Source organism: Bacillus spizizenii TU-B-10 (genome assembly GCF_000227465.1).
Classification (GTDB): Bacteria; Bacillota; Bacilli; order Bacillales; family Bacillaceae; genus Bacillus; species Bacillus spizizenii.
The window spans coordinates 2,935,703-2,959,018 of record NC_016047.1 but is presented as its reverse complement, the minus strand read 5'-3'; the positions used below and the strand labels follow the sequence as shown (position 1 = coordinate 2,959,018).

Annotated in this window: 24 protein-coding genes; 19 read left to right on the top strand and 5 right to left on the bottom strand. The window is 44.5% G+C overall.

What is annotated here, in order from left to right; genetic code table 11:
* Positions 1-27: 27 nt before the first annotated feature.
* On the bottom strand, positions 28-831 hold the full coding sequence (locus GYO_RS36795) for an NAD kinase (RefSeq protein ID WP_014114775.1): 804 nt from the start codon (positions 829-831) through the stop codon (positions 28-30).
* Between the two features lie 186 nt (positions 832-1,017).
* Between GYO_RS36795 and sppA the strand changes: the two genes are divergently transcribed.
* The 14 genes from sppA (at position 1,018) to GYO_RS36725 (ending at position 13,587) form a co-directional block, all read left to right on the top strand.
* Complete coding sequence (sppA, locus tag GYO_RS36790) at positions 1,018-2,025, top strand: signal peptide peptidase SppA (RefSeq protein WP_014114773.1); 1,008 nt, start codon at positions 1,018-1,020, stop codon at positions 2,023-2,025.
* 12 nt (positions 2,026-2,037) lie between these two features.
* The gene (locus tag GYO_RS36785) at positions 2,038-2,532 is read left to right on the top strand and encodes an RDD family protein (RefSeq protein WP_014114772.1); all 495 of its coding nucleotides are present in this window, start codon (positions 2,038-2,040) and stop codon (positions 2,530-2,532) included.
* A gap of 74 nt (positions 2,533-2,606) precedes the next feature.
* Complete coding sequence (locus GYO_RS36780) at positions 2,607-3,287, top strand: DUF2953 domain-containing protein (RefSeq protein WP_014114771.1); 681 nt, start codon at positions 2,607-2,609, stop codon at positions 3,285-3,287.
* Between the two features lie 13 nt (positions 3,288-3,300).
* Entirely contained in the window at positions 3,301-3,762 is a 462-nt protein-coding gene (gene ytfJ, locus GYO_RS36775; RefSeq protein ID WP_014114770.1) for a GerW family sporulation protein, read from the top strand.
* Between the two features lie 108 nt (positions 3,763-3,870).
* Complete coding sequence (tpx, locus tag GYO_RS36770; RefSeq protein ID WP_003223506.1) at positions 3,871-4,374, top strand: thiol peroxidase; 504 nt, start codon at positions 3,871-3,873, stop codon at positions 4,372-4,374.
* A gap of 59 nt (positions 4,375-4,433) precedes the next feature.
* On the top strand, positions 4,434-5,420 hold the full coding sequence (locus GYO_RS36765; RefSeq protein ID WP_014114769.1) for a class I SAM-dependent methyltransferase: 987 nt from the start codon (positions 4,434-4,436) through the stop codon (positions 5,418-5,420).
* A gap of 346 nt (positions 5,421-5,766) precedes the next feature.
* Complete coding sequence (locus GYO_RS36760; RefSeq protein WP_003223511.1) at positions 5,767-6,954, top strand: acetate kinase; 1,188 nt, start codon at positions 5,767-5,769, stop codon at positions 6,952-6,954.
* An 84-nt stretch (positions 6,955-7,038) separates the two neighbouring features.
* Complete coding sequence (locus GYO_RS36755; RefSeq protein ID WP_014114767.1) at positions 7,039-7,551, top strand: MogA/MoaB family molybdenum cofactor biosynthesis protein; 513 nt, start codon at positions 7,039-7,041, stop codon at positions 7,549-7,551.
* A gap of 168 nt (positions 7,552-7,719) precedes the next feature.
* Positions 7,720-8,931 (top strand): argininosuccinate synthase, encoded by a 1,212-nt coding sequence (locus GYO_RS36750; RefSeq protein ID WP_014114766.1) that lies wholly within the window; start codon positions 7,720-7,722, stop codon positions 8,929-8,931.
* Positions 8,928-10,313 carry an argininosuccinate lyase gene (gene argH, locus GYO_RS36745; RefSeq protein ID WP_014114765.1) on the top strand — a complete coding sequence of 462 codons (1,386 nt, stop codon included), beginning with the start codon at positions 8,928-8,930 and terminating at the stop codon, positions 10,311-10,313. The genes GYO_RS36750 and argH overlap by 4 nt, the downstream gene beginning before the upstream one ends.
* Positions 10,314-10,377: 64 nt before the next feature.
* Entirely contained in the window at positions 10,378-10,509 is a 132-nt protein-coding gene (locus GYO_RS44245; RefSeq protein WP_003223517.1) for a hypothetical protein, read from the top strand.
* Between the two features lie 126 nt (positions 10,510-10,635).
* Positions 10,636-11,403, top strand: a complete 768-nt coding sequence (locus tag GYO_RS36735; protein WP_014114763.1) for an SDR family oxidoreductase — start codon at positions 10,636-10,638, stop codon at positions 11,401-11,403.
* Between the two features lie 61 nt (positions 11,404-11,464).
* A complete protein-coding gene (locus tag GYO_RS36730; protein ID WP_014114762.1) occupies positions 11,465-12,148 on the top strand; it encodes a metal-dependent hydrolase in 684 nt (227 codons plus the stop codon).
* 119 nt (positions 12,149-12,267) lie between these two features.
* Complete coding sequence (locus GYO_RS36725) at positions 12,268-13,587, top strand: CBS domain-containing protein (protein ID WP_014114761.1); 1,320 nt, start codon at positions 12,268-12,270, stop codon at positions 13,585-13,587.
* A 19-nt stretch (positions 13,588-13,606) separates the two neighbouring features.
* On the opposite strand, the gene GYO_RS36720 is transcribed toward GYO_RS36725, so the two are convergent.
* The gene (locus tag GYO_RS36720; RefSeq protein ID WP_003223529.1) at positions 13,607-13,909 is read right to left on the bottom strand and encodes a YtpI family protein; all 303 of its coding nucleotides are present in this window, start codon (positions 13,907-13,909) and stop codon (positions 13,607-13,609) included.
* 130 nt (positions 13,910-14,039) lie between these two features.
* On the opposite strand from GYO_RS36720, the gene nrnA reads away from it, so the two are divergent.
* A complete protein-coding gene (gene nrnA, locus GYO_RS36715) occupies positions 14,040-14,981 on the top strand; it encodes a bifunctional oligoribonuclease/PAP phosphatase NrnA (protein WP_014114759.1) in 942 nt (313 codons plus the stop codon).
* A 17-nt stretch (positions 14,982-14,998) separates the two neighbouring features.
* Here the strand turns inward: nrnA and GYO_RS36710 are convergent, their stop codons facing one another.
* The 3 genes from GYO_RS36710 to ytrH form a co-directional block, all read right to left on the bottom strand.
* Positions 14,999-15,190, bottom strand: a complete 192-nt coding sequence (locus GYO_RS36710; protein WP_003223533.1) for a YtzJ family protein — start codon at positions 15,188-15,190, stop codon at positions 14,999-15,001.
* Between the two features lie 96 nt (positions 15,191-15,286).
* A complete protein-coding gene (gene ytrI / locus GYO_RS36705) occupies positions 15,287-15,790 on the bottom strand; it encodes a sporulation membrane protein YtrI (RefSeq protein ID WP_003223535.1) in 504 nt (167 codons plus the stop codon).
* Entirely contained in the window at positions 15,787-16,128 is a 342-nt protein-coding gene (ytrH, locus tag GYO_RS36700; protein WP_003223537.1) for a sporulation membrane protein YtrH, read from the bottom strand. The genes ytrI and ytrH overlap by 4 nt, the downstream gene beginning before the upstream one ends.
* A 139-nt stretch (positions 16,129-16,267) precedes the next feature.
* Between ytrH and dnaE the strand changes: the two genes are divergently transcribed.
* The 4 genes from dnaE to accA all read left to right on the top strand — a co-directional run bounded on the left by dnaE (position 16,268) and on the right by accA (position 23,153).
* A complete protein-coding gene (gene dnaE, locus GYO_RS36695) occupies positions 16,268-19,615 on the top strand; it encodes a DNA polymerase III subunit alpha (RefSeq protein WP_014114758.1) in 3,348 nt (1,115 codons plus the stop codon).
* 136 nt (positions 19,616-19,751) lie between these two features.
* A complete protein-coding gene (gene ystJ / locus GYO_RS36690) occupies positions 19,752-20,984 on the top strand; it encodes an NADP-dependent malic enzyme (RefSeq protein ID WP_003223541.1) in 1,233 nt (410 codons plus the stop codon).
* Positions 20,985-21,318: 334 nt separating this feature from the next.
* Entirely contained in the window at positions 21,319-22,191 is an 873-nt protein-coding gene (gene accD / locus GYO_RS36685) for an acetyl-CoA carboxylase, carboxyltransferase subunit beta (protein WP_014114757.1), read from the top strand.
* The gene (gene accA / locus GYO_RS36680) at positions 22,176-23,153 is read left to right on the top strand and encodes an acetyl-CoA carboxylase carboxyl transferase subunit alpha (RefSeq protein WP_014114756.1); all 978 of its coding nucleotides are present in this window, start codon (positions 22,176-22,178) and stop codon (positions 23,151-23,153) included. Before accD ends, accA begins: the two co-directional genes overlap by 16 nt.
* The last annotated feature ends 163 nt before the right edge of the window (positions 23,154-23,316 follow it).

Below are 23,316 nucleotides of genomic sequence, written 5' to 3'. Positions count from 1 at the left end.
AGGCGGGAAGCCTGTCCTTTTCATTTTCTATAAAAAAGTACGTTTCACTTTCTCCCAAAATGAATTGTCCTTTAGTTTGACTGTTTTGATTTTCTTGTCGGACAGTTTGATTTCGATCGTTTTCACATTCCTCGTGCTGAGTGCTTCATTGTCTAAGCCAATGATTGGGTGCTCATTGCCGTCTTGTACCACACGAAGGGTCAGCTTTCGGTCAGAGCTGAGGACAAATGGCGAGCCAAGTGTCCGGTAGGTGTTATTGTTAAGAGAAGCAAGCTCAGATACCTGCATGCATGGGAGCAGCGGATCAACAACCGCTCCTGCAACAGACTTGTTATATGCGGTGCTGCCTGTAGGCGTTGAGATAATCATCCCGTCACCTCTAAACGTTTCAAAGTGCAGATCATCAATCAGCACGTCCATCACAAAGGTTTTAATGATGCTTGAACGGATGGAAACCTCGTTTAGGCAATGAAAAGGACTGGCGTTATCCACTGTCACTTCAATCAGCGGATATTTTCTGACTTCAATTTGTTCAAACGTCATCGCATCGACCATTTTTTCACGCTCATCACTATGAAAGTCGCAATATAAATGAGCTTTCCCCTTTTTGGTAATGCCGACGTACAAGCAGTCGTCACGGAAATTCGTCTTTCTGACTGCCTGCAAAAATGTGCCGTCCCCGCCAATGCTAGCAATGATATTGGCGTCTGAGTGCTGATTCACAACTGTAAATCCATGCTCTTCAGCCAATTGCGTTAAAGAGTTAGCTTGTTCGTTTGTTTCCTGGTCCTGTTTGTGAAAAAAATAAACATTACGGCGTTGATCGGTCATATCCCATTTCCCCTTTGCTGTCATATTTAAGTTTTTCTGCCATCCAGTATTTGTGATAAAATACCTTTGGCCATAAGTGTACCACGTTTGCCGGCAGCCCGTTAAGCCAGAGCTTTCTCATCAAATGAAACATTTTTCTTATTAAATCGTATAATGAGAGAGTTTGGGAAAAAGGAGGAGAAAAAAATGAATGCAAAAAGATGGATTGCATTAGTGATTGCCCTGGGGATTTTCGGCGTGTCCATCATCGTCAGCATCTCAATGAGTTTCTTTGAAAGCGTCAAAGGCGCTCAAACGGATCTCACATCACTGACAGATGAATCTCAGGAAAAGACGCTGGAAAACGGCAGTCTTTCAAGTAAAATTGCCGTATTGGAGGTCAGCGGCACCATTCAGGATAATGGGGATTCAAGCAGTCTGCTCGGTTCAGACGGATATAACCACAGAACGTTCTTAAAAAACCTTGAGCGTGCAAAAGATGACAAGGCGGTTAAAGGCATCGTTCTGAAGGTGAATTCTCCGGGCGGCGGAGTATATGAAAGTGCTGAAATACATAAGAAGCTGGAAGAAATCAAGAAAGAAACAAAAAAACCGATTTACGTGTCGATGGGATCGATGGCAGCATCCGGCGGCTATTACATCTCAACGGCGGCTGATAAGATTTTTGCGACACCGGAAACCCTGACTGGGTCACTCGGCGTCATTATGGAAAGCGTCAATTATTCAAAGCTTGCTGATAAGCTCGGCATTTCTTTTGAAACAATTAAGAGCGGGGCCCATAAGGATATTATGTCTCCTTCCCGTGAGATGACAAAAGAAGAAAAGAACATCATGCAATCCATGGTTGATCATTCGTATGAAGGCTTTGTTGATGTCATTTCAGAAGGCCGCGGCATGTCGAAAGCAGAGGTAAAGAAAATTGCGGACGGACGCGTGTATGACGGACGGCAGGCGAAAAAGCTGAATCTCGTTGATGAGCTTGGTTTTTATGACGATACCATTTCAGCGATGAAAAAGGATCATAAGGATTTGAAAAACGCCTCTGTCATTTCTTACGAGGAAAGCTTCGGATTAGGCTCACTGTTTTCCATGGGCGCGAACAAAATGTTTAAGAGTGAAATTGATTTTCTGAATATGAGAGAAATTCTTTCACAATCCGGTTCGCCGAGAATGATGTATCTCTATGCGAAGTAGGAGGGATCAATAATGGATGTGACATATGAAGAGTTAGAGCACAATGACATCACAAGCCCGCAAGAAGCAGAGCGGCTGACACACGCCTATGCTGGCTTTTGGGTTCGTTTCTGGGCTTTCCTGCTTGATTGGCTCGTTGTATGGGGATTAAACCATTTACTTGTTTCTCCCCTCTTTACCGTATTGGATCTGCCGAAAACATCCGGCATGTTTACCTTCTCGGCCTACAGTGTGACTACGCTTGTTGTTTATCTTGCCTATTTTGCGCTGATGACAAAGTTTTTTAGGCAGACGCTTGGAAAGATGGTGTTCGGCCTCAAAGTGGTTTCTATGAAGCCGGATCGCAAACTGTCATGGAGCACAGTGATTTTTCGTGAAGTAGTCGGACGGTATATTGATAAGATTTGGATTTTATATATCGTCGTTGCTTTTTCACCCACAAAGCAGGGGATTCATGATTATATTGCGGATACAACTGTGGTGCATGAAAAACTATACAGCAAATAACCGATAAACCCGGACCTCGTCCGGGTTTATTTTTTTCTGAATTGGCGATAATGCTCCTAGAGGAAGTGAAGAATATGGTATATGTGCTGACAGCCATTCTTATTCTTATAGGTATCGTGCTGCTTTTCAGAATGAAAATCCATGTCGCGATGGAGTTTCTTCATGCCGATGATAACGACAAACTGACCTTGAATATTACGACGCTGTTTGGCCTCATACGGATCAAAAAAACAATTCCGGCGATTAAGGTGAATAAAGAGGACGGAACAGTTGATATCAAACAAAAATCAACATCGAAAGTAAAAAAAAGCAGCAGCAAGAAAAAAATTACGTTTGATGATGTACAGCAAAGCATTAATAAAATTGAAATGCTAGTGCATCGAGTTACTAATTTAAGAAAAACCAGCGCCTCTATTCTGGCGCATTTGCATATCACAAAACTCGAATGGGTCACAGTTGTCGGTATTCACGACGCGGCAGTGACAGGTGTGTTAACAGGTGCTGTATGGGGTGTGAAAGGCGGCATCGCTGCGATGCTGTATGACCATCTGGACTTTGTGAATAAACCCGTCTATGAAGTGATTCCATCGTTTCAAGTCCCTGTCTCCAAGACCCATCTTCAGTGTATATTCTTTTTTCGCTTTGGACATGCTATGCTTGCAGCTTTCAAATTCGTCAAATACGGACGGGAGCTATCCGTATTAAAGAAGAATCCGTCGTCCCGAATGACTTCAAAGAATGATTCATCAGTTTAAGGAGGAAGCGTATATGGCAGACCATCCCATCCAAGGTTTAATGAAAACCGCAATGGAAAACTTGAAGGAAATGATTGATGTTAACACCATTATTGGAGATCCGGTTGAAACGCCGGATGGAAGCGTGATTTTAACCGTTTCTAAAGTTGGATTCGGATTCGCCGCAGGCGGAAGCGAGTTTGGCGGAAAGCCGGCAGAAAAGAAATCGGAAGACGATGAGACAAGAGAACAAAAACTTCCTTTCGGAGGCGGAAGCGGGGGCGGTGTGTCCATTACGCCGATCGCGTTTTTAATTGTCGGATCGACAGGAATCAGAATGCTTCATTTAGATGAAAATACCCATTTGATTGAGAAAATTTTAGACGCAGCCCCTCAAACCCTTGAACGCATCCAGCAAATGTTCAAGAAAAATAACAAGAACCAAGGTCAGGGCCAAGGCCAAAATCAAAACCAAATGAACAATATGAATTATTAAAGAAGGTTAACTGCGGCCGCCGCAGTTAACTTTTTTTTGGCATATACTTTGCAGTTTACAGGAAACTTTACTATGATAGAGTCATACATACAAAAGGGAGGAATTATAATGGCTGAAATTACATTTAAAGGCGGTCCGGTTACACTCGTCGGACAAGAAGTGAAAGTAGGAGATCAAGCTCCTGATTTCACAGTGCTGACTAACAGCCTTGAAGAAAAATCGTTAGCTGATATGAAAGGAAAGGTAACGATTATTTCTGTTATCCCTTCAATTGATACAGGTGTTTGTGATGCGCAAACACGCCGTTTTAACGAAGAAGCTGCAAAGCTTGGAGATGTTAACGTCTATACAATCAGTGCAGACCTTCCATTTGCACAAGCGCGCTGGTGCGGTGCTAACGGAATTGACAAAGTGGAAACACTGTCTGACCACAGAGATATGTCATTTGGCGAAGCATTCGGTGTGTATATTAAAGAACTTCGTCTGCTTGCACGTTCCGTATTCGTCCTTGATGAGAACGGAAAAGTCGTTTACGCTGAATATGTAAGCGAAGCAACAAACCACCCGAACTATGAAAAGCCAATTGAGGCTGCCAAGGCATTAGTGAAGTAAGCACGGAAAAAAGCTCCAGGCTGCCGCCGGAGCTTTTTTCATGGCAAGGAGGAACATATATGCAAAAAGACCATGTAGGTGCGGTTTACGAGCTGTTAAACGAAGCCGCGATAATAATAAAGAATGAATTGCAAATTTCATATATAGAAGCGCTGGCTGAAGCGGGAGAAATGTATTTTCTTGAAAAAACGGATCAGTTGAAACTGCCTGATGAGAAAGTCAAACAGCTTCAGGCTCTGCTTGAAAAAGCGGAATTCGGCACGTATGAGCACGAGTGGGTGCGCAAAGCTTTTCAGCTTGCCGTCCTGAAAGGCCTGAAAGATGTCTCCCATCCGAACAGACAAATGACGCCGGACACGATCGGGCTTTTCATCAGTTATTTGGTGAATAAGTTTATGGCGGACCAAAAGGAACTGACGGTTCTTGATCCGGCTGTCGGAACGGGAAACCTTCTGTTCACCGTGCTGAACCAGCTGTCTGAAAAAACGGCAAATAGCTATGGCATTGAAATTGATGATGTGCTGTTGAAGATCGCGTATGCCCAAGCGAACCTTCTGAAAAAAGAGCTTGAGCTTTTCCATCAGGACAGCCTTGAGCCGCTGTTTATCGATCCTGTTGACACTGTCATATGCGATCTGCCCGTCGGCTATTATCCGAATGACGAAGGAGCAGAAGCGTTTGAGCTCAAAGCGGACGAAGGCCATTCCTTCGCGCATCATCTGTTTATTGAACAGAGCGTCAAACATACCAAACCGGGTGGCTACTTATTTTTTATGATCCCGAATCATTTATTTGAGAGCTCCCAAAGCGACAAGCTGAAACAGTTTTTCAAAGATAAGGTTCATATCAACGCGCTTTTGCAGCTGCCAAAATCCATTTTTAAAGATGAGGCTCATGCCAAAAGCATTCTTGTGCTTCAGAAAAAAGGAGAGGAGACGAAAGCGCCGAGTAAAATTCTGCTTGCGAATCTTCCGTCTTTCTCCAATCAGAAGGCAATGCTTGATATGATGGCTCAATTCGATGAGTGGTTTAGAAAAGAAAAATAGGTGTCGAATAGCAGCTTAGGCAGCCGTCATACGATGGATGCTTAAGCTGTTTTTATTTGTGCACTTGAAGACAAGGCCGGCGAATTGAATCCAGCTTTGAAACACAAAATACAGAAAGAAAAACCGCAACATGTAAGCGTTCGTCAACACGAAATCTATAGGTGATATGTCTGAAAATAACGACTTCTTATTGTAAGCGTTATCAATACACAAGTTGACTTGAAATGCCGACATGACAATGTTTAAATGGAAAAGTCAGATATTTTTCGGGGAAGATGATGATATTCACCGGGAAAAAAGTACGAAAAATGAAGTTGTTGATACAGAGTATAAAGGAGCGTCAATCATGTCCAAAATTATTGCAATTAACGCAGGAAGCTCGTCTTTGAAATTTCAGCTTTTCGAAATGCCTTCAGAAACCGTTTTAACGAAGGGTTTAGTTGAACGAATTGGTATCGCCGACAGCGTATTCACGATTTCTGTAAACGGCGAAAAAAATACAGAAGTAACTGATATTCCGGATCACGCGGTAGCTGTTAAAATGCTGCTGAACAAGTTAACGGAATTCGGCATTATTAAAGATTTGAATGAAATTGACGGAATCGGCCACCGCGTCGTGCATGGCGGAGAAAAATTCAGCGATTCTGTTTTATTAACGGATGAAACCATTAAGGAAATTGAGGATATTTCTGAATTGGCACCGCTTCACAACCCGGCAAATATCGTTGGAATTAAAGCGTTCAAAGAAGTGCTTCCAAATGTTCCTGCGGTTGCTGTTTTTGATACGGCATTCCACCAAACAATGCCTGAGCAGTCTTACCTATACAGCCTGCCGTATGAATACTATGAAAAGTTCGGCATCCGTAAATACGGCTTCCACGGCACTTCACATAAATATGTGACTGAGCGCGCGGCAGAGCTTCTCGGCCGCCCGTTAAAAGACTTACGCCTGATTTCCTGCCACCTCGGAAACGGCGCAAGTATTGCGGCTGTTGAAGGCGGCAAATCAATTGATACATCTATGGGCTTTACGCCGCTTGCCGGTGTTGCAATGGGTACACGTTCTGGAAACATCGACCCTGCCCTGATCCCATACATCATGGAGAAAACAGGCCAAACGGCTGACGAAGTACTGAATACATTAAACAAAAAAAGCGGACTGCTCGGCATCTCCGGTTTCTCAAGCGATCTTCGTGACATCGTTGAAGCAACGAAAGAAGGAAATGAGCGCGCGGAAACTGCCCTTGAAGTCTTCGCGAGCAGAATCCACAAATACATCGGTTCTTACGCTGCAAGAATGAGTGGTGTAGATGCGATCATCTTTACTGCCGGTATCGGTGAAAACAGTGTGGAAGTAAGAGAGCGCGTCCTTCGCGGCTTAGAATTCATGGGTGTATACTGGGATCCTGCGCTTAATAATGTGCGCGGCGAGGAAGCTTTCATCAGCTATCCGCATTCTCCAGTAAAAGTCATGATCATTCCGACTGATGAAGAAGTCATGATTGCGCGCGACGTTGTTCGTTTAGCAAAATAAATCAGTTGAAAAGCACATTCTCTTGAATGTGCTTTTTTGTTCATGCATCATAATGACAGACAGAAAATTAAAAGAGGTGGGCCAATGAGTGTTCAAGAGCATAAACAAGAAGCTCCGGATATCGTTCGGTGCAAAGTGATCACAGTCAGTGACACGAGAACAGAGGAAACCGATAAAAGCGGCAAACTGATGATCTCGTTTTTAGAAGAAGCCGGTCATCACATTGCTGCATATGAAATTGTAAAAGACGAAAAGGATGCTTTGCAGCGGGCTGTGCTTGCGGGCTGCATGGATGAACAAACAGACGCGGTTCTCTTAAACGGAGGGACAGGCATAGCAAATCGGGACGTCACAATTGAAGCCATTACGCCGCTGTTTTCGAAAGAGTTGCCCGGCTTTGGAGAAATCTTCAGGATGCTGAGTTATACAGAGGATATCGGCTCTGCCGCAATCATGTCGAGAGCTACTGCTGGTGTCATCCAGCATACAGCTGTTTTCTCAACACCAGGCTCAAGCGGCGCGGTAAAGCTGGCAATGAATAAGCTGATTATTCCCGAACTTGCACATGTGGTCAGAGAAATCAGAAAAGACAAGTAAATGAATAAATACTACGAAACTTCACCTGAAAATTAGGTGAAGTTTTTTTTATAAAAGGCTTGAAAAAACGAAACGTACTTGTTAAAGTGTATACATACAAAATGTATTTTTATTAAATATAATTTATTTTTATACAAAAAGAAACACGGTTGAGAGGGGATTTTTATCATGTCAGAACAGAAAAAAGTCGTATTAGCATACTCAGGAGGTCTTGATACTTCCGTCGCAATAAAATGGCTCCAGGAGCAAGGATATAATGTAATCGCCTGCTGCCTGGACGTCGGTGAAGGCAAAGATTTGGCATTTGTTCAGCAGAAAGCGCTGGAAGTCGGCGCGACAAACTCCTACGTGATCGATGCAAAAGAAGAATTTGCACAGGACTACGCGCTTATCTCTCTGCAGGCCCACACGATGTATGAAGGAAAATATCCGCTCGTTTCGGCATTATCTCGGCCGCTGATTGCAAAAAAACTGGTTGAAATCGCGGAAAAAGAAGATGCACAGGCGATTGCGCACGGATGCACAGGGAAAGGAAATGACCAGGTTCGTTTCGAAGTATCCATTAAATCATTAAACCCTGACCTCGAAGTGATCGCGCCGGTTCGGGAATGGCAGTGGTCACGTGAAGAAGAAATTGAATATGCGGCAAGCCGCGGCATTCCGATTCCGATCAATCTTGACAGCCCTTATTCAATCGACCAAAACCTCTGGGGACGCGCAAATGAGTGCGGCATTTTAGAAGATCCATGGGCGGCGCCGCCAGAAGGTGCATACGATTTAACAGCTCCGCTGGAAAAAACGCCGGACACGCCGGAAGTGATTGAAATTGCATTTGAACAAGGTGTGCCTGTATCCATTGATGGCGTATCCTACTCGCTTTCTGAACTGATTTTGAAGCTGAATGAAATGGCAGGCGCGCACGGTGTCGGACGTATCGACCACGTGGAAAACCGTCTTGTCGGCATTAAATCGCGGGAAGTATACGAATGCCCTGGTGCGATAACACTCATCAAAGCGCATAAAGAATTGGAAGATCTAACCCTGGTTAAAGAGGTAGCCCACTTTAAACCGATCGTCGAGCAAAAAATGTCAGAAATCATTTACAACGGCTTGTGGTTCTCGCCGTTAAAAGACGCGCTGCACGCTTTCTTAAAAGAAACGCAAAAGCATGTCACAGGCATTGTCCGCGTGAAGCTGTTTAAAGGCCATGCGATTGTAGAAGGTCGTAAATCAGAATACTCTCTATATGATGAAAAACTTGCAACATATACAAAAGACGATGCGTTTGATCACCATGCGGCAATCGGGTTTATCGAGCTTTGGGGACTTCCGACAAAAGTGAACAGCATCGTGAAAAAGAAGGAGCAGATTCAAGCATGAAGAAGCTTTGGGGAGGCCGATTTCAAAAAACACCGGAAAAATGGGTCGACGAGTTCGGCGCGTCTATATCATTTGACCAAAATTTAGTCACTGAAGACATTACAGGGTCTCTCGCACATGCTGCCATGCTGAAAAAATGCGGTATCCTGACAGCAGAGGAAGAGCTGAAAATCCGTGAGGGACTGAATACCCTTCTGCAAAAAGCAGAGGAGGGAGCATTGGAATTCTCAGTTGATTATGAAGATATTCATTTGAACATTGAGAAAATGCTTATTGACGAAATTGGCCCTCTCGGCGGCAAGCTTCATACCGGCAGAAGCCGGAATGACCAGGTGGCAACTGACATGCATTTATACTTGAAACATCATGTCGGCCACATCATCGAGCTGATTGAGGCATTCCAAAGCGCGCTGATCGAAAAGGCCGAAGCGAATGTCGAAACGATTCTGCCGGGCTACACTCATCTGCAGCGCGCCCAGCCGATTTCGTTCGCTCACCATTTGCTTGCGTATTTCTGGATGCTGGAGCGCGACAAGGAGCGTTTTCAGGATTCAATGAAGCGGATTAACAAATCTCCGCTAGGCTGCGGGGCACTTGCGGGAACAACCTTCCCAATCGACCGTGATTATTCAGCAGAACTGCTCGGTTTTGATTCCATTTATGAAAACAGCCTGGACGGCGTCAGCGACAGAGATTTCATTTTGGAGTTTTTAAGCAACAGCAGTATGCTGATGATGCACCTATCCCGTTTCTCTGAAGAAATCATTCTATGGTGCTCTCAGGAGTTTAAATTCATCGAGCTTGACGATACGTATGCAACGGGAAGCAGCATGATGCCGCAAAAGAAAAACCCTGATATGGCAGAGCTGATCCGGGGTAAAACAGGACGCGTTTATGGCGATATGATGGGACTGTTTACGATCATGAAAGGTCTTCCGCTCGCTTACAATAAAGATCTTCAGGAAGATAAAGAAGGCATGTTTGACACAGTGAAAACAGTTGAGGGCAGCCTGCAAATCTTCACAGGCATGATTCAAACAATGACTGTAAACAAAGAGGTCATGAAGCAAGCGACAAAACAAGACTTTTCAAATGCGACGGAACTGGCCGATTATTTAGCGAAAAAAGGAATGCCGTTCAGAGAAGCGCATGAAGTAGTCGGGAAACTTGTGTACACATGTATCGAAAAAGGGATCTATCTAAGTGATATGCCATTTGCCGAATTTCAGCAGGCGAGCACGCTCTTCGAAGAAGATATATACACTGTCTTAGACCCTTACCACGCAGTTGAAAAAAGAATGAGCGCCGGAGGCACCGGATTCAAACAGGTGGAGCACGCGCTTGAAAAAGCGAAAGCTTGCGTGGCAGCCGGAGTTTGTTAAAATTTCCTTCATAAAATCCCGTCATTATAGCCAACCTACCTCTATAATGATGGGAGGCAGAAGAATGAAAAAAGAACCGGAACGCTATATATATGATGAACAAGAAAGCCAGGAGACAACAAGGCTCATTTCAGAAGCATATCAAAGCGGTTATGTCGATATGCATGATCAGGAGCCTTCATCTTCTGCTGAATAAGCTGTCTGTACAGGCAGCTTTTTTTGTATGTCCAAGTGTAAAAAGTGATATTGAAGGCCTTTTATAGTAAAGTAGAAGAAGAAACACTTTATTGAAAGCGGCGACGTTGCTTTGGGAGGTATTCATGTGCGACATGCTTTAATTACTGCCGGTTCGAAGGGTTTAGGCCGCAAAGTGACTGAGACGTTGCTTGCAAAGGGGTATTCAGTAACAGTCAATTACAGGCAGGATGAGGAGGCTGTCAGCCGCCTGAAGGAAGCCTGTCCTGATTGTCTTGACCGGCTGCAATTTGTAAAAGGTGATGTCACCAAAAAAGAAGATCTGCTGCGTATTGCAGAGGCTGCCTTAAACCGCTTCGGAAGGATCGACTTTTTGATTAACAACGCGGGACCCTACATATTTGAACGTAAAAAGTTAGCCGATTATACTGATGATGAATGGTACGGCATGCTGGAAGGTAATTTAAGCGCCGTCTTTCATTTATTCAAAGCGGTTATTCCTATTATGAGAAAACAGCAATTCGGACGCATTATCACGTACGGATTCCAAGGTGCGGCGCACGCGCCCGGATGGCTTCACCGGTCGGCATTTGGCGCTGCGAAAGTGGGTTTGGCTTCTTTAACGAAGACAATTGCCTTTGAAGAAGCCGAATTCGGCATAACCGCCAACATGGTTTGCCCGGGTGACATTGTCGGCGACATGAAGGAAGCATCAATAGAGGAAGCCAGAAAGCGAATCGGCAAAGAAAAAACGCCGATAGGAAGATCCGGCACAGGCGAGGATATTGCCCGGATTATCGCTTTCTTGTGTGAGGAGAACTCAGACCTTGTGACAGGGACTGTCATTGAAGCCACTGGAGGCCTCAATGTCATTAATAAGAATCAAACAACATAAGTTTTTCAGCTTTATAAAAAGGGAAAATAAAAAAACAAAATAACGTGACGAGGTGAAAGAAATGAAAGTGACATATCACGGACATTCTGTAATCACAGTGGAAACGAAGGATCATCATATTATATTTGACCCGTTTTTGACAGGGAATTCGTTAACAGATATAAAGCCGGAGGATGTAAAAGCAGACGTCATCTTATTAACGCACGGCCACAATGACCATGTCGGTGACACTGAGCAAATTGCCAAGCAAAACAACGCGCTGGTTGTAGCTCCGAACGAGCTCGCCGTGTACCTAGGCTGGAAAGGCTTGAATGTTCATCCAATGCACATCGGCGGCTCCCGCCAGTTCGATTTTGGAAAAGTGAAGCTCACACAGGCCTTTCACGGATCAGCCATCACAGATGAAGAAAACAAAACGATCACTTACACAGGCATGCCAGCCGGTATTTTGCTGACAGTAGAAGATAAAACGATTTTCCACGCGGGCGATACGGCTCTTTTCTCTGATATGAAACTTATTGGCGAATTGAATCATATTGACATTGCCTTCCTGCCGATTGGCGATAACTTTACAATGGGGCCTGAAGACGCCAAGCTTGCCGCTGAATGGCTGCGCGCAAAACAGGTCGTGCCGGTGCATTACAATACATTCCCGGTCATCGAACAAGACCCTGAGGCCTTCGCTGACAGCCTGCCGGGCGGAGTCGGTAAAGTCATGGCGGTCGGTGAGACGATCGAGCTTTAAACGGGTGAAAACATCTCCTGATTTCTCAGGGGATGTTTTTTTATTTTCTCCGCTCATTGCGTATAAATCCTTCGAAACCTTATAATAAAAGCAGAAGACTGTCCTTAGAGGTGAAACGCTTGGCAACGAAGCATGAACAAATTTTAACGTATATTGATTCACTGCCTGTCGGTGAAAAAATTTCTGTGCGAAGAATTGCAAAGGAAATGAAAGTAAGCGAAGGGACCGCGTACAGAGCGATCAAGGAAGCAGAGAATAAAGGGTTTGTCAGCACGATTGAACGTGTGGGCACAATCAGGATTGAACAAAAGAAAAAAGAGAATATTGAAAAGCTTACATATGCAGAGGTCGTAAATGTTATAGACGGACAGGTGCTCGGAGGCCGGGCTGGACTCCATAAGACATTGAATAAATTCGTCATCGGCGCGATGGAGCTGGACGCGATGATGCGTTACACCGCAGCGGGCAATCTTTTGATTGTCGGAAACAGAATCAACGCACACAGACAGGCGCTCGAAGCGGGCGCGGCTGTATTGGTGACTGGGGGCTTTAACACGGATGACAGCATTGTGCAGCTGGCAGATGAGCTTGAGCTGCCGATTTTATCCACAAGCTATGACACCTTTACAGTCGCCGCAATGATCAACCGGGCGATTTATGACCAGCTGATCAAAAAAGAAATTGTCCTGGTGGAGGACATCTTAACGCCGGCTGACCGTACGGTATATCTTTCGCCTAAGGATAAACTTGAAAAATGGTATGAGAAAAACTTTGAAACGGGGCACGGCCGGTTCCCGGTTGTCGATGATCAGATGAAAATCCACGGCATCCTGACATCAAAAGATATTGCTGGCCATGACCGAAACGCACCTATCGAAAAGGTCATGACTAAAAATCCCGTTACGGTTATTGGGAAAACATCTGTCGCCTCAGCTGCGCAAATGATGGTATGGGAAGGGATCGAAGTGCTTCCCGTCACTGACGGCCACCAAAAACTGATCGGCATGATCAGCCGCCAAGACGTGTTAAAAGCGCTTCAAATGATTCAAAAGCAGCCGCAGGTTGGGGAGAAGCTTGATGATATCGTTTCAAGGGGATTTAAAGATGAGGGTGATGATAAAGAGGATCAAACGGTTTACGAGTATGAAGTCACGCCGCAGATGACAAACCAGCTCGGAACAATTTCTTATGGTGTGTTTACGACCATTTTGACGCAAGCGGCAAACCGGTTTTTGCGCTCGAAAAAACGCGGCGAGCTCGTAATCGAAAGCATCACCATTTTCTTTTTGAAGCCTGTGCAGATGGAGTCGGTCATCGAAGTCAAACCACGCATTTTGGAGGCTGGCCGAAAGTTCGGAAAAATGGAAGTTGAAGTGCACAGCCAAGGCCATATCGTGTCAAAAGCGATGCTGATGGTTCAGCTGATGGAAAGAAGCTAAGGGACGTTTCAGGCGCCCCTTACGCGTGATCTCTTTCAGCTTCTTTGGCGTGAAGGGGATAGTAATGCCTGTAGGCTTTATAACCTGCCCAAGCGCTTCCTGCTCCTATGACGATAAAGATACCGCCAATTACTAACGTTAATACAGAATGAAATAATATCATTTGGTTGAGCCCGTAGAACAGGACCAGTGACCCTAAGGCCATGCTTGATTTTGCTGAACAGATTTCTTTCTCCAAAGATTGCTTAGCCCGAACGCCTTTTACTTTATAGTACACATAAAAGCAGGCTGAAAGCCCAATCAAAAAAACAAGAACCAGCATAAATGAAATCCTCCATCGTAAAAGTTTACAAACCCAACCTATACAAAAACGGGCTTGGTTTTGACGTTATTTTTCTTTTCCGTCGGCAGAGAATGTGATTTAATAAATAAAAACAATAAAGGAGTATCAAATGAAAACAGAACTGATCAGAACCATATCATTATATGACACGATTATCTTACATAGACATGTGCGTCCTGATCCGGATGCCTACGGATCACAGTGCGGACTTACAGAAATCCTGCGTGAAACATATCCTGAAAAAAATATTTTTGCGGTCGGCACGCCTGAACCGTCCCTCTCTTTCTTATATTCCCTTGATGAGGTGGACAATGAAACATATGAAGGCGCACTTGTCATTGTCTGCGATACGGCAAATCAGGAAAGAATCGACGATCAGCGTTATCCTTCAGGCGCCAAACTGATGAAAATCGACCACCATCCGAACGAAGATCCATACGGTGACCTTCTCTGGGTCGATACAAGCGCCAGCTCAGTAAGTGAAATGATTTACGAGCTGTATTTAGAAGGAAAAGAGCACGGCTGGAAGCTGAATACGAAAGCGGCAGAGCTCATCTACGCCGGCATTGTCGGAGATACCGGGCGCTTCTTATTTCCGAATACAACGGAAAAAACATTAAAATATGCAGGCGAGCTCATTCAGTATCCATTCTCTTCCTCAGAGTTGTTTAATCAATTGTATGAAACAAAACTGAATGTGGTGAAGCTTAACGGCTATATCTTTCAAAATGTGTCATTGTCCGAAAACGGTGCCGCTTCTGTTTTTATCAAAAAAGATACGCTTGAAAAGTTCGGCACAACGGCTTCAGAAGCGTCGCAGCTTGTCGGGACGCTTGGGAATATCTCAGGTATTCGCGCTTGGGTGTTTTTCGTAGAAGAAGACGATCAAATCAGAGTCAGATTCCGTTCGAAGGGGCCTGTCATTAACGGACTTGCCCGGAAATATAACGGCGGAGGGCATCCGCTTGCTTCGGGCGCCTCTATTTACAGTTGGGATGAAGCTGATCGGATTTTAGCTGATCTGGAAATATTATGTAAAGAACACGAGTAGAGGGGAGACCCTCTCTCTTAGTGTTCATCTGTGACGGGGATGAACCAGCAGCCAAAATCAGTAAGGTCCTCATAGACTTGGAGATTGTGAGATTGAAGTTCTTTTTTGATGAGGGAAGCGAGTGAGTGTGTTTCGGCATATGCAGAAAAACCTTGTCTGAGCCGGGCTGCTTGATCTTTTGCTAACTGACGGTCACTGTAAACCTCCATTTCCCTTCCTCCTTCCTTTTGAAGCCTCACATATAGTTTATAAAAAAGAATGGGAAAAAGCGACAGAAGTTTGGAGAATTTAAAAAAAATCCATAATTATGTGGCGAATGATATTTCAAGTTCTACTGTCAATCTTGTATAAATCGTTAATTCCTTGACGGTTGCCTCGTATTTTTTTTCATTGATCATATACACTTTATTTTCGATTGTCCGTTTTAAAAGATCTTTTGTTTGATAGACGCTTTCTATGTCTTTTGTAATCACCTCTGAAATATCATCCTTTACATGCTCCTCGAATTTCGTTTTATCCGGCTGCGATATTTTATATTTATCCCCATTCAGCAATTTAACGCTGACGCTTTGAATCAGCAGTTTTCTTTTATTATCTTCATTCAGTTTATGGAGGTCTTCCTGATAGATCGAAATTTGATTGTTCAAGTCTTTTACATGCTCTTTTTGTTTTTCGATGAGGCTGACCTGCTCCTCTTGGAATGTTCCGTAAGTAAACAGGAAAAAAAACCAGCTGATTACGGCTCCGCACATCATTCCCGCGAAAAAGCGCTGCCACCCCGGTTTTTTGTAATGCTGGGGGACCCTCATGAAGAAAGATGCTCCTGAGTCAGCCATGAAATAATGAGCCAGCCGCTTTGCGCGCCGCCCATGGCCGAGATAATCAAAAGAAGCTGTTTAAAAATATCTCTCGTATTGCCTTCAAGAATGCCCCGTTCAAAGCTGTAAACTGCATCAAAGGTGCCTCCGATAGCTGCGACAAGCGCCCATATTTTTAACCGGTTTGCAAGCTTTGTAATCGCCGTAAGCGGGGCTTCGCCTGCCAAATATGCTCCGAGCCCTCCAATGAGTGCGCCCCCGATCAGCACCCCTAACGCAATGAAGTAACTATTAATAAAATTCACCATAAATCCTGCTTCCTGATCCATCTTTATCACCTCACCTTTTATATCATATTGAGCTTTCAGGACAAGTATGATGAGTAGTCGAAAAAGAACATTTGTTTCTTTTGGGAACCGGACTTATAATGAAGAAAGAAATGGATCGTAATGAGAAAGAGGTGATAGCATGTCTTTTGTTCACCTGCAAGTGCATAGCGGGTACAGCCTGCTAAACAGCGCCGCGGCTGTGGAAGAGCTCGTCAGTGAAGCTGACAGGCTCGGATATGCGTCTTTGGCGCTGACAGATGATCATGTCATGTACGGAGCTATTCAATTTTATAAAGCATGCAAGGCGAGAGGAATCAACCCGATAATCGGTTTGACGGCTTCAGTTTTTACAGATGATAACGAGCTTGAAGCCTACCCGCTCGTCCTGCTGGCCAAATCAAATACAGGCTATCAAAACCTGCTGAAAATCAGCAGCGTCCTGCAATCGAAATCAAAAGGCGGGCTAAAGCCGAAATGGCTTCACAGTTATCGAGAAGGTATTATCGCAATAACGCCCGGCGAAAAAGGATATATTGAAATGCTTCTTGAAGAAGGGCTGTTTGAACAGGCCGCTCAAGCCGCACTTGAATTTCAGTCTATATTCGGTAAGGGAGCCTTTTATTTCTCCTATCAGCCTTTTAAAGGGCATCAAACCTTGTCTGAGCAGATTCTGCGTCTGTCTGAAGAAACGGGTATCCCTGTAACGGCGACAGGCGATGTGCATTACATAAGGAAAGAAGATAAGGCTGCCTACCGCTGTCTGAAAGCGATTAAAGCAGGTGAAAAACTGACGGATGCACCCGCCGAAGATCTTCCTGATCTCGATTTGAAACCGCTCGAAGAAATGCAAAATATTTATCGAGGGCATCCTGAAGCACTGCAAGCTTCTGTTGAGATCGCGGAACAATGCCGGGTTGATGTCAGCCTCGGGCAGACCCGTCTCCCGTCTTTCCCGACTCCAAACGGAACGTCCGCTGATGATTATTTAACGGACATCTGTATGGCAGGACTCCGCAGCCGTTTTGGCACGCCTGATGAACGATATCTTCGCCGCCTTCAATATGAGCTTGGTGTCATCAAGCGGATGAAATTCAGCGATTACTTTCTGATCGTATGGGATTTTATGAAGCATGCCCATGAAAAAGGGATCGTCACGGGACCGGGAAGGGGTTCTGCGGCAGGCTCTCTAGTGGCTTATGTGCTGTATATCACAGATGTTGACCCGATTAAACATCACCTGCTGTTTGAACGATTTTTAAATCCCGAACGTATCAGTATGCCGGATATAGATATTGACTTCCCGGATACAAGAAGAGATGAAGTCATTCAATACGTTCAGCAGAAATACGGTGCGATGCATGTTGCGCAGATTATAACCTTTGGAACACTTGCGGCAAAAGCGGCGCTTCGGGACGTCGGCAGAGTATTCGGCGTAAGCCCGAAGGAAGCAGATCAGCTTGCAAAACTCATTCCAGCAAGGCCGGGCATGACGCTGGATGAGGCGAGAAAGCAGTCGCCGCAGCTGGATAAGCGGCTTCGGGAGTCAAGCCTGCTTCAGCAAGTCTATACGATTGCCCGAAAAATAGAAGGGCTGCCAAGGCATACATCAACACACGCAGCAGGCGTTGTCCTGAGTGAAGAGCCATTAACCGATGTTGTTCCGATTCAGGAAGGGCATGAAGGGATATATTTGACGCAATACGCGATGGATCATCTTGAAGACTTGGGCCTTTTAAAAATGGATTTCTTAGGTTTGCGCAACCTGACTCTGATCGAGTCCATCACTTCAATGATCGAAAAAGAAGAAAACATCAAAATAGATCTTTCAAGTATTTCCTACCGTGATGACAAAACGTTCTCCTTGCTGTCAAAAGGGGATACGACAGGGATTTTCCAGCTTGAATCTGCAGGGATGAGAAGCGTCTTGAAGAGGCTTAAACCTTCAGGCCTGGAGGATATTGTGGCGGTCAATGCGCTGTACCGGCCTGGTCCGATGGAAAATATTCCGCTATTTATTGACCGTAAACACGGTCGGGCGCCTGTTCACTATCCTCATGAAGATTTAAGGAGCATCTTGGACGATACATATGGCGTCATTGTGTATCAGGAACAAATTATGATGATTGCTTCCCGCATGGCAGGGTTTTCTTTAGGCGAAGCTGACATGCTGAGACGGGCGGTCAGCAAAAAGAAAAAAGAAATCCTGGACAGAGAGCGAAGCCATTTTGTTGAAGGGTGCTTAAAAAAGGAGTATTCTGTAGACACTGCAAATGAAGTCTACGATTTAATCGTCAAATTCGCAAACTATGGCTTTAACCGAAGCCATGCGGTGGCATACAGCATGATTGGCTGCCAGCTTGCGTATTTGAAAGCTCATTATCCGTTATATTTTATGTGCGGATTGCTGACAAGCGTCATTGGCAATGAGGATAAAATATCTCAATATCTTTACGAAGCAAAGGGGAGCGGGATTCGTATCCTTCCTCCGTCAGTGAACAAAAGCAGTTTTCCGTTTACAGTTGAAGACGGATCTGTCAGATACAGCCTCCGCGCGATAAAAAGTGTAGGCGTCTCAGCAGTAAAAGATATATATAAAGCAAGAAAAGAGAAACCATTTAAAGATCTTTTCGATTTCTGCTTTCGCGTGCCGTCAAAAAGCGTAAATCGCAAAATGCTTGAAGCACTTATCTTTTCTGGTGCGATGGACGAATTCGGCCAAAACCGGGCCACGCTGCTCGCATCCATTGATGTTGCTTTGGAACATGCTGAGCTATTCGCCGCGGACGATGACCAAATGGGATTGTTTTTAGATGAATCGTTTTCAATTAAGCCGAAGTATGTGGAGACGGAGGAGCTTCCGCTTGTGGATTTACTTGCGTTTGAAAAAGAGACGCTCGGCATTTATTTTTCAAATCATCCGCTCTCTGCCTACCGAAAACAGCTGGCTGCGCACGGAGCAGTGTCCATTCTGCAGGCCCAGCAGGCTGTCAAAAGGCAGCTTTCTCTCGGAGTTCTGCTGTCAAAGCTCAAGACGATTCGGACGAAAACAGGTCAAAATATGGCGTTTTTAACGCTCGGTGACGAAACCGGCGAAATGGAAGCCGTAGTCTTCCCTGAACAATTCAGACAGCTTTCTCCCGTTTTAAGAGAAGGCGCTCTTTTGTTCACAGCGGGGAAATGTGAAGTAAGGCAGGATAAGGTCCAGTTTATCATGTCCCGGGCAGAATTATTAGAAAATATGGATGCAGAAAAAGCGCCATCGGTTTATATAAAAATAGAAAGCAGTCAGCACAGTCAGGAGATCCTGGCAAAGATTAAGCGCATTTTGCTGGAGCATAAAGGGGAAACAGGCGTTTATCTCTATTATGAAAGGCAGAAACAGACGATTAAGCTTCCTGAGTCGTTTCATATCAATGCGGATCACCAGGTATTATATCGCTTAAAAGAGCTGTTGGGTCAAAAAAACGTCGTTTTAAAACAGTGGTAACGATTCACTTTTTGTTATACAATTGGAGCAATTATGTGACCCTGTTTAAATATTCAGATAGATCAACTCCGCAGAATGCAGCAATCAACGCAGCAATATACGAATCAAAAAATATCCATAAGGAGTGTTTAGGAGAATGTCATTAAGAGAAGAAGCATTACACCTGCATAAAGTCAATCAAGGGAAACTTGAGTCTAAATCAAAAGTAGAAGTCAGAAACGCGAAAGATTTAAGTCTAGCATATTCCCCGGGTGTTGCAGAACCGTGTAAGGATATTCATGAAGACATTAACAAAGTATATGATTATACAATGAAGGGGAACATGGTAGCAGTTGTAACTGACGGTACAGCTGTGCTTGGCCTTGGAAATATCGGCCCTGAAGCCGCGCTTCCTGTCATGGAAGGGAAAGCTGTTCTATTCAAAAGCTTTGCAGGCGTGGACGCGTTCCCGATTGCTTTAAACACAAACGATGTTGATAAAATCGTTGAAACTGTTAAATTGCTTGAACCGACATTTGGCGGCGTCAACCTTGAAGATATTGCAGCGCCAAACTGCTTTATCATTGAAGAACGCCTCAAAAAAGAAACAAACATCCCGGTTTTCCATGATGATCAGCACGGTACTGCCATTGTAACGGTAGCAGGTCTTGTAAACGCGCTGAAACTGTCTGGAAAATCCATGTCATCCATTAAAGTTGTCGCAAATGGCGCCGGTGCAGCTGGTATTGCGATTATCAAGCTTCTTCACCATTACGGCGTGCGTGACATCGTGATGTGCGATTCAAAAGGAGCGATTTATGAAGGGCGTCCGGAAGGCATGAACGATGTCAAAAATGAAGTGGCGAAATTCACAAACCAAGACCGCAAAGACGGTTCTCTGAAAGATGTCATCGTTGATGCGGACGTATTTATCGGCGTGTCTGTAGCAGGAGCGTTAACAAAAGAAATGGTTCAAAGCATGGCAAAAGATCCTATTATCTTTGCGATGGCAAATCCAAATCCGGAAATTATGCCGGAAGATGCGCGTGAAGCTGGCGCAAGCGTTATTGGAACGGGCCGTTCTGACTTCCCGAACCAAGTAAACAATGTTCTTGCATTCCCTGGTATTTTCCGCGGTGCGCTTGACGTTCGCGCCACTCACATTAACGAAGAAATGAAAATCGCAGCAGTTGAAGCCATTGCTTCACTGGTTTCAGAAGATGAGCTTAGCGCAGACTACGTCATCCCTGCACCGTTTGATAAACGTGTTGCGCCTGCTGTTGCGAAAGCTGTGGCAAAAGCGGCGATGGAAACAGGTGTTGCAAGAATCACAGTTGACCCTGAGGAAGTCGCAGAAAAAACGAGAAAACTTACGATTATTGGTGAATAATTTTAATTCATTCCAAAAATGGCAGCGTGTTGGCGGAGTCCGGCGCGCTGTTCTCAAGTTAAACTGGCGGCTGAAATTTTTTTAGGGGGTTGGCCTTAAAAAAATTTCAGCCGGGTTTAACATTATTTTTGAATGCGCTGCCAATCCTGTTATTTCAATGTCTTATCTGAATTCATCCGAACCTTTCCGAACACGTCATTGAATAAAAAGTTGTCGAATTGAGGATGACAGCGTTTGACAAAAAAAGTACAATAGTTTCGGTAAAGTTATTAGCAAGTCTATCTGATTGATGACATGCGGTGAAGAGAACCCTTCACAAAAGGGAGGTAATCATTTGTTAAAGGATATATTCACGAAAAAGAAAAAGTATGCTTCCGTACCGTCTGATCAAGCGAAGCACGATGTTCCGGAAGGCATTATGACAAAATGTCCTAAGTGTAAAAAAATCATGCTCACTAAAGAGTTGGATAAAAATATGCGGGTATGCATGAACTGCGATTATCATTTCCCAATGAACGCAAAACAACGTATCGAAAGCTTGATGGATGAACAATCCTTTGAGGAATTCAATCAGGGAATGGTGTCGGAAAACCCGCTTGGTTTCCCGGGTTATCTGGAAAAGCTTGAAAAAGATCGCGAGAAAACATCCTTAAACGAGGCTGTTGTGACAGGCAAGGGCACCATCGGCGGACACCCGGCTGTTGTCGCCGTCATGGATTCTTCATTCAGAATGGGCAGCATGGGTTCAGTCGTCGGTGAAAAAATCACGCTTGCGATTGAAAAAGCAAAAGCTGATAAAGTTCCGTTTATTATTTTTACGGCTTCAGGCGGCGCTAGAATGCAGGAAGGCGTATTAAGTTTGATGCAGATGGCTAAGACAAGCTCTGCCTTAAAACTGTTCAGTGAAGAACAAGGCCTCATTATCTCAGTGATGACGCATCCGACTACCGGGGGCGTATCAGCAAGCTTTGCATCCCTTGGCGATTACAATTTCGCTGAGCCTGGCGCGCTAATCGGTTTTGCCGGAAGACGCATTATTGAACAGACAATAGGAGAAAAACTGCCTGAGGACTTCCAAACGGCTGAATTTTTATTAAAACATGGACAGCTTGATGCGGTTATTCACCGCGACGATATGAAAAAAACGTTAGAGAATCTGCTGGATATGCATCAAACAGGAGGTGACATAGAGTGGCTGCAAGATTAGAATTTGAAAAACCGGTGATTGAACTGCAAACCAAAATCGCCGAACTAAAAAAATTCACCCAAGATTCCGATATGGATCTAAGTGCTGAAATCGAACGGCTCGAAGACCGTCTCGCTAAGCTTCAGGATGATATTTACAAAAATCTGAAGCCTTGGGACCGTGTTCAAATCGCGCGTCTGGCGGACCGGCCGACAACGCTTGATTATATCGAACACCTGTTTACCGACTTTTTTGAATGTCACGGAGACAGAGCGTACGGGGACGATGAAGCCATTGTCGGCGGGATTGCGAAGTTCCATGGCCTTCCTGTAACGGTTATCGGGCATCAGCGCGGCAAAGACACGAAAGAAAACCTAGTCCGCAATTTTGGGATGCCTCACCCTGAAGGCTATCGAAAAGCGCTTCGTCTCATGAAACAGGCTGACAAATTCAACAGACCGATTATCTGTTTTATTGATACGAAGGGAGCATACCCTGGACGAGCAGCGGAGGAAAGAGGACAAAGCGAAGCCATTGCCAAAAACCTGTTTGAGATGGCCGGCCTTCGAGTGCCTGTTATCTGCATCGTCATCGGTGAAGGCGGGAGCGGCGGAGCCCTTGGTCTGGGTGTAGGCAATCACTTGCATATGCTGGAAAACTCTACTTATTCTGTTATTTCTCCGGAAGGTGCCGCGGCACTTTTATGGAAGGACTCCAGTCTTGCTAAAAAAGCAGCCGAAACAATGAAAATCACTGCGCCGGATTTAAAAGAATTAGGTATTATAGATCATATGATAAAAGAAGTAAAAGGCGGAGCGCATCACGATGTAAAGCTGCAGGCTAGCTATATGGACGAAACCCTTAAACAATCGTTAAAAACTTTGCTGAAGCTGAGCGAAGAAGAATTAGTTCAGCAGCGCTATGAAAAATATAAAGCAATTGGCAAAGTCTCGGTTGAAGATCAATATATCGGGGTAAACTAAATAAACGTGAAGCCTTTGGCTCACGTTTATTTTTTGTGACATTCTTTAAATTTTATTTAAAAACAATTTATTTAATTGTATAATAGGTAAGGTTTGATAGGGAGGATGGAGATCCCTTTTCATTGTTTTTAGGGCAATGATCATGTTATGTTTAATCATATAT

What these genes read in the sequence shown, in the direction of transcription:
- GYO_RS36795 (WP_014114775.1), bottom strand. Translation starts at nt 831, where the DNA reads ATGACCGATCAACGCCGTAATGTTTATTTTTTTCACAAACAGGACCAG.
- sppA (WP_014114773.1), top strand. Translation starts at nt 1,018, where the DNA reads ATGAATGCAAAAAGATGGATTGCATTAGTGATTGCCCTGGGGATTTTC.
- GYO_RS36785 (WP_014114772.1), top strand. Translation starts at nt 2,038, where the DNA reads ATGGATGTGACATATGAAGAGTTAGAGCACAATGACATCACAAGCCCG.
- GYO_RS36780 (WP_014114771.1), top strand. Translation starts at nt 2,607, where the DNA reads ATGGTATATGTGCTGACAGCCATTCTTATTCTTATAGGTATCGTGCTG.
- ytfJ (WP_014114770.1), top strand. Translation starts at nt 3,301, where the DNA reads ATGGCAGACCATCCCATCCAAGGTTTAATGAAAACCGCAATGGAAAAC.
- tpx (WP_003223506.1), top strand. Translation starts at nt 3,871, where the DNA reads ATGGCTGAAATTACATTTAAAGGCGGTCCGGTTACACTCGTCGGACAA.
- GYO_RS36765 (WP_014114769.1), top strand. Translation starts at nt 4,434, where the DNA reads ATGCAAAAAGACCATGTAGGTGCGGTTTACGAGCTGTTAAACGAAGCC.
- GYO_RS36760 (WP_003223511.1), top strand. Translation starts at nt 5,767, where the DNA reads ATGTCCAAAATTATTGCAATTAACGCAGGAAGCTCGTCTTTGAAATTT.
- GYO_RS36755 (WP_014114767.1), top strand. Translation starts at nt 7,039, where the DNA reads ATGAGTGTTCAAGAGCATAAACAAGAAGCTCCGGATATCGTTCGGTGC.
- GYO_RS36750 (WP_014114766.1), top strand. Translation starts at nt 7,720, where the DNA reads ATGTCAGAACAGAAAAAAGTCGTATTAGCATACTCAGGAGGTCTTGAT.
- argH (WP_014114765.1), top strand. Translation starts at nt 8,928, where the DNA reads ATGAAGAAGCTTTGGGGAGGCCGATTTCAAAAAACACCGGAAAAATGG.
- GYO_RS44245 (WP_003223517.1), top strand. Translation starts at nt 10,378, where the DNA reads ATGAAAAAAGAACCGGAACGCTATATATATGATGAACAAGAAAGCCAG.
- GYO_RS36730 (WP_014114762.1), top strand. Translation starts at nt 11,465, where the DNA reads ATGAAAGTGACATATCACGGACATTCTGTAATCACAGTGGAAACGAAG.
- GYO_RS36720 (WP_003223529.1), bottom strand. Translation starts at nt 13,909, where the DNA reads ATGCTGGTTCTTGTTTTTTTGATTGGGCTTTCAGCCTGCTTTTATGTG.
- nrnA (WP_014114759.1), top strand. Translation starts at nt 14,040, where the DNA reads ATGAAAACAGAACTGATCAGAACCATATCATTATATGACACGATTATC.
- GYO_RS36710 (WP_003223533.1), bottom strand. Translation starts at nt 15,190, where the DNA reads ATGGAGGTTTACAGTGACCGTCAGTTAGCAAAAGATCAAGCAGCCCGG.
- ytrI (WP_003223535.1), bottom strand. Translation starts at nt 15,790, where the DNA reads ATGAGGGTCCCCCAGCATTACAAAAAACCGGGGTGGCAGCGCTTTTTC.
- ytrH (WP_003223537.1), bottom strand. Translation starts at nt 16,128, where the DNA reads ATGGATCAGGAAGCAGGATTTATGGTGAATTTTATTAATAGTTACTTC.
- dnaE (WP_014114758.1), top strand. Translation starts at nt 16,268, where the DNA reads ATGTCTTTTGTTCACCTGCAAGTGCATAGCGGGTACAGCCTGCTAAAC.
- ystJ (WP_003223541.1), top strand. Translation starts at nt 19,752, where the DNA reads ATGTCATTAAGAGAAGAAGCATTACACCTGCATAAAGTCAATCAAGGG.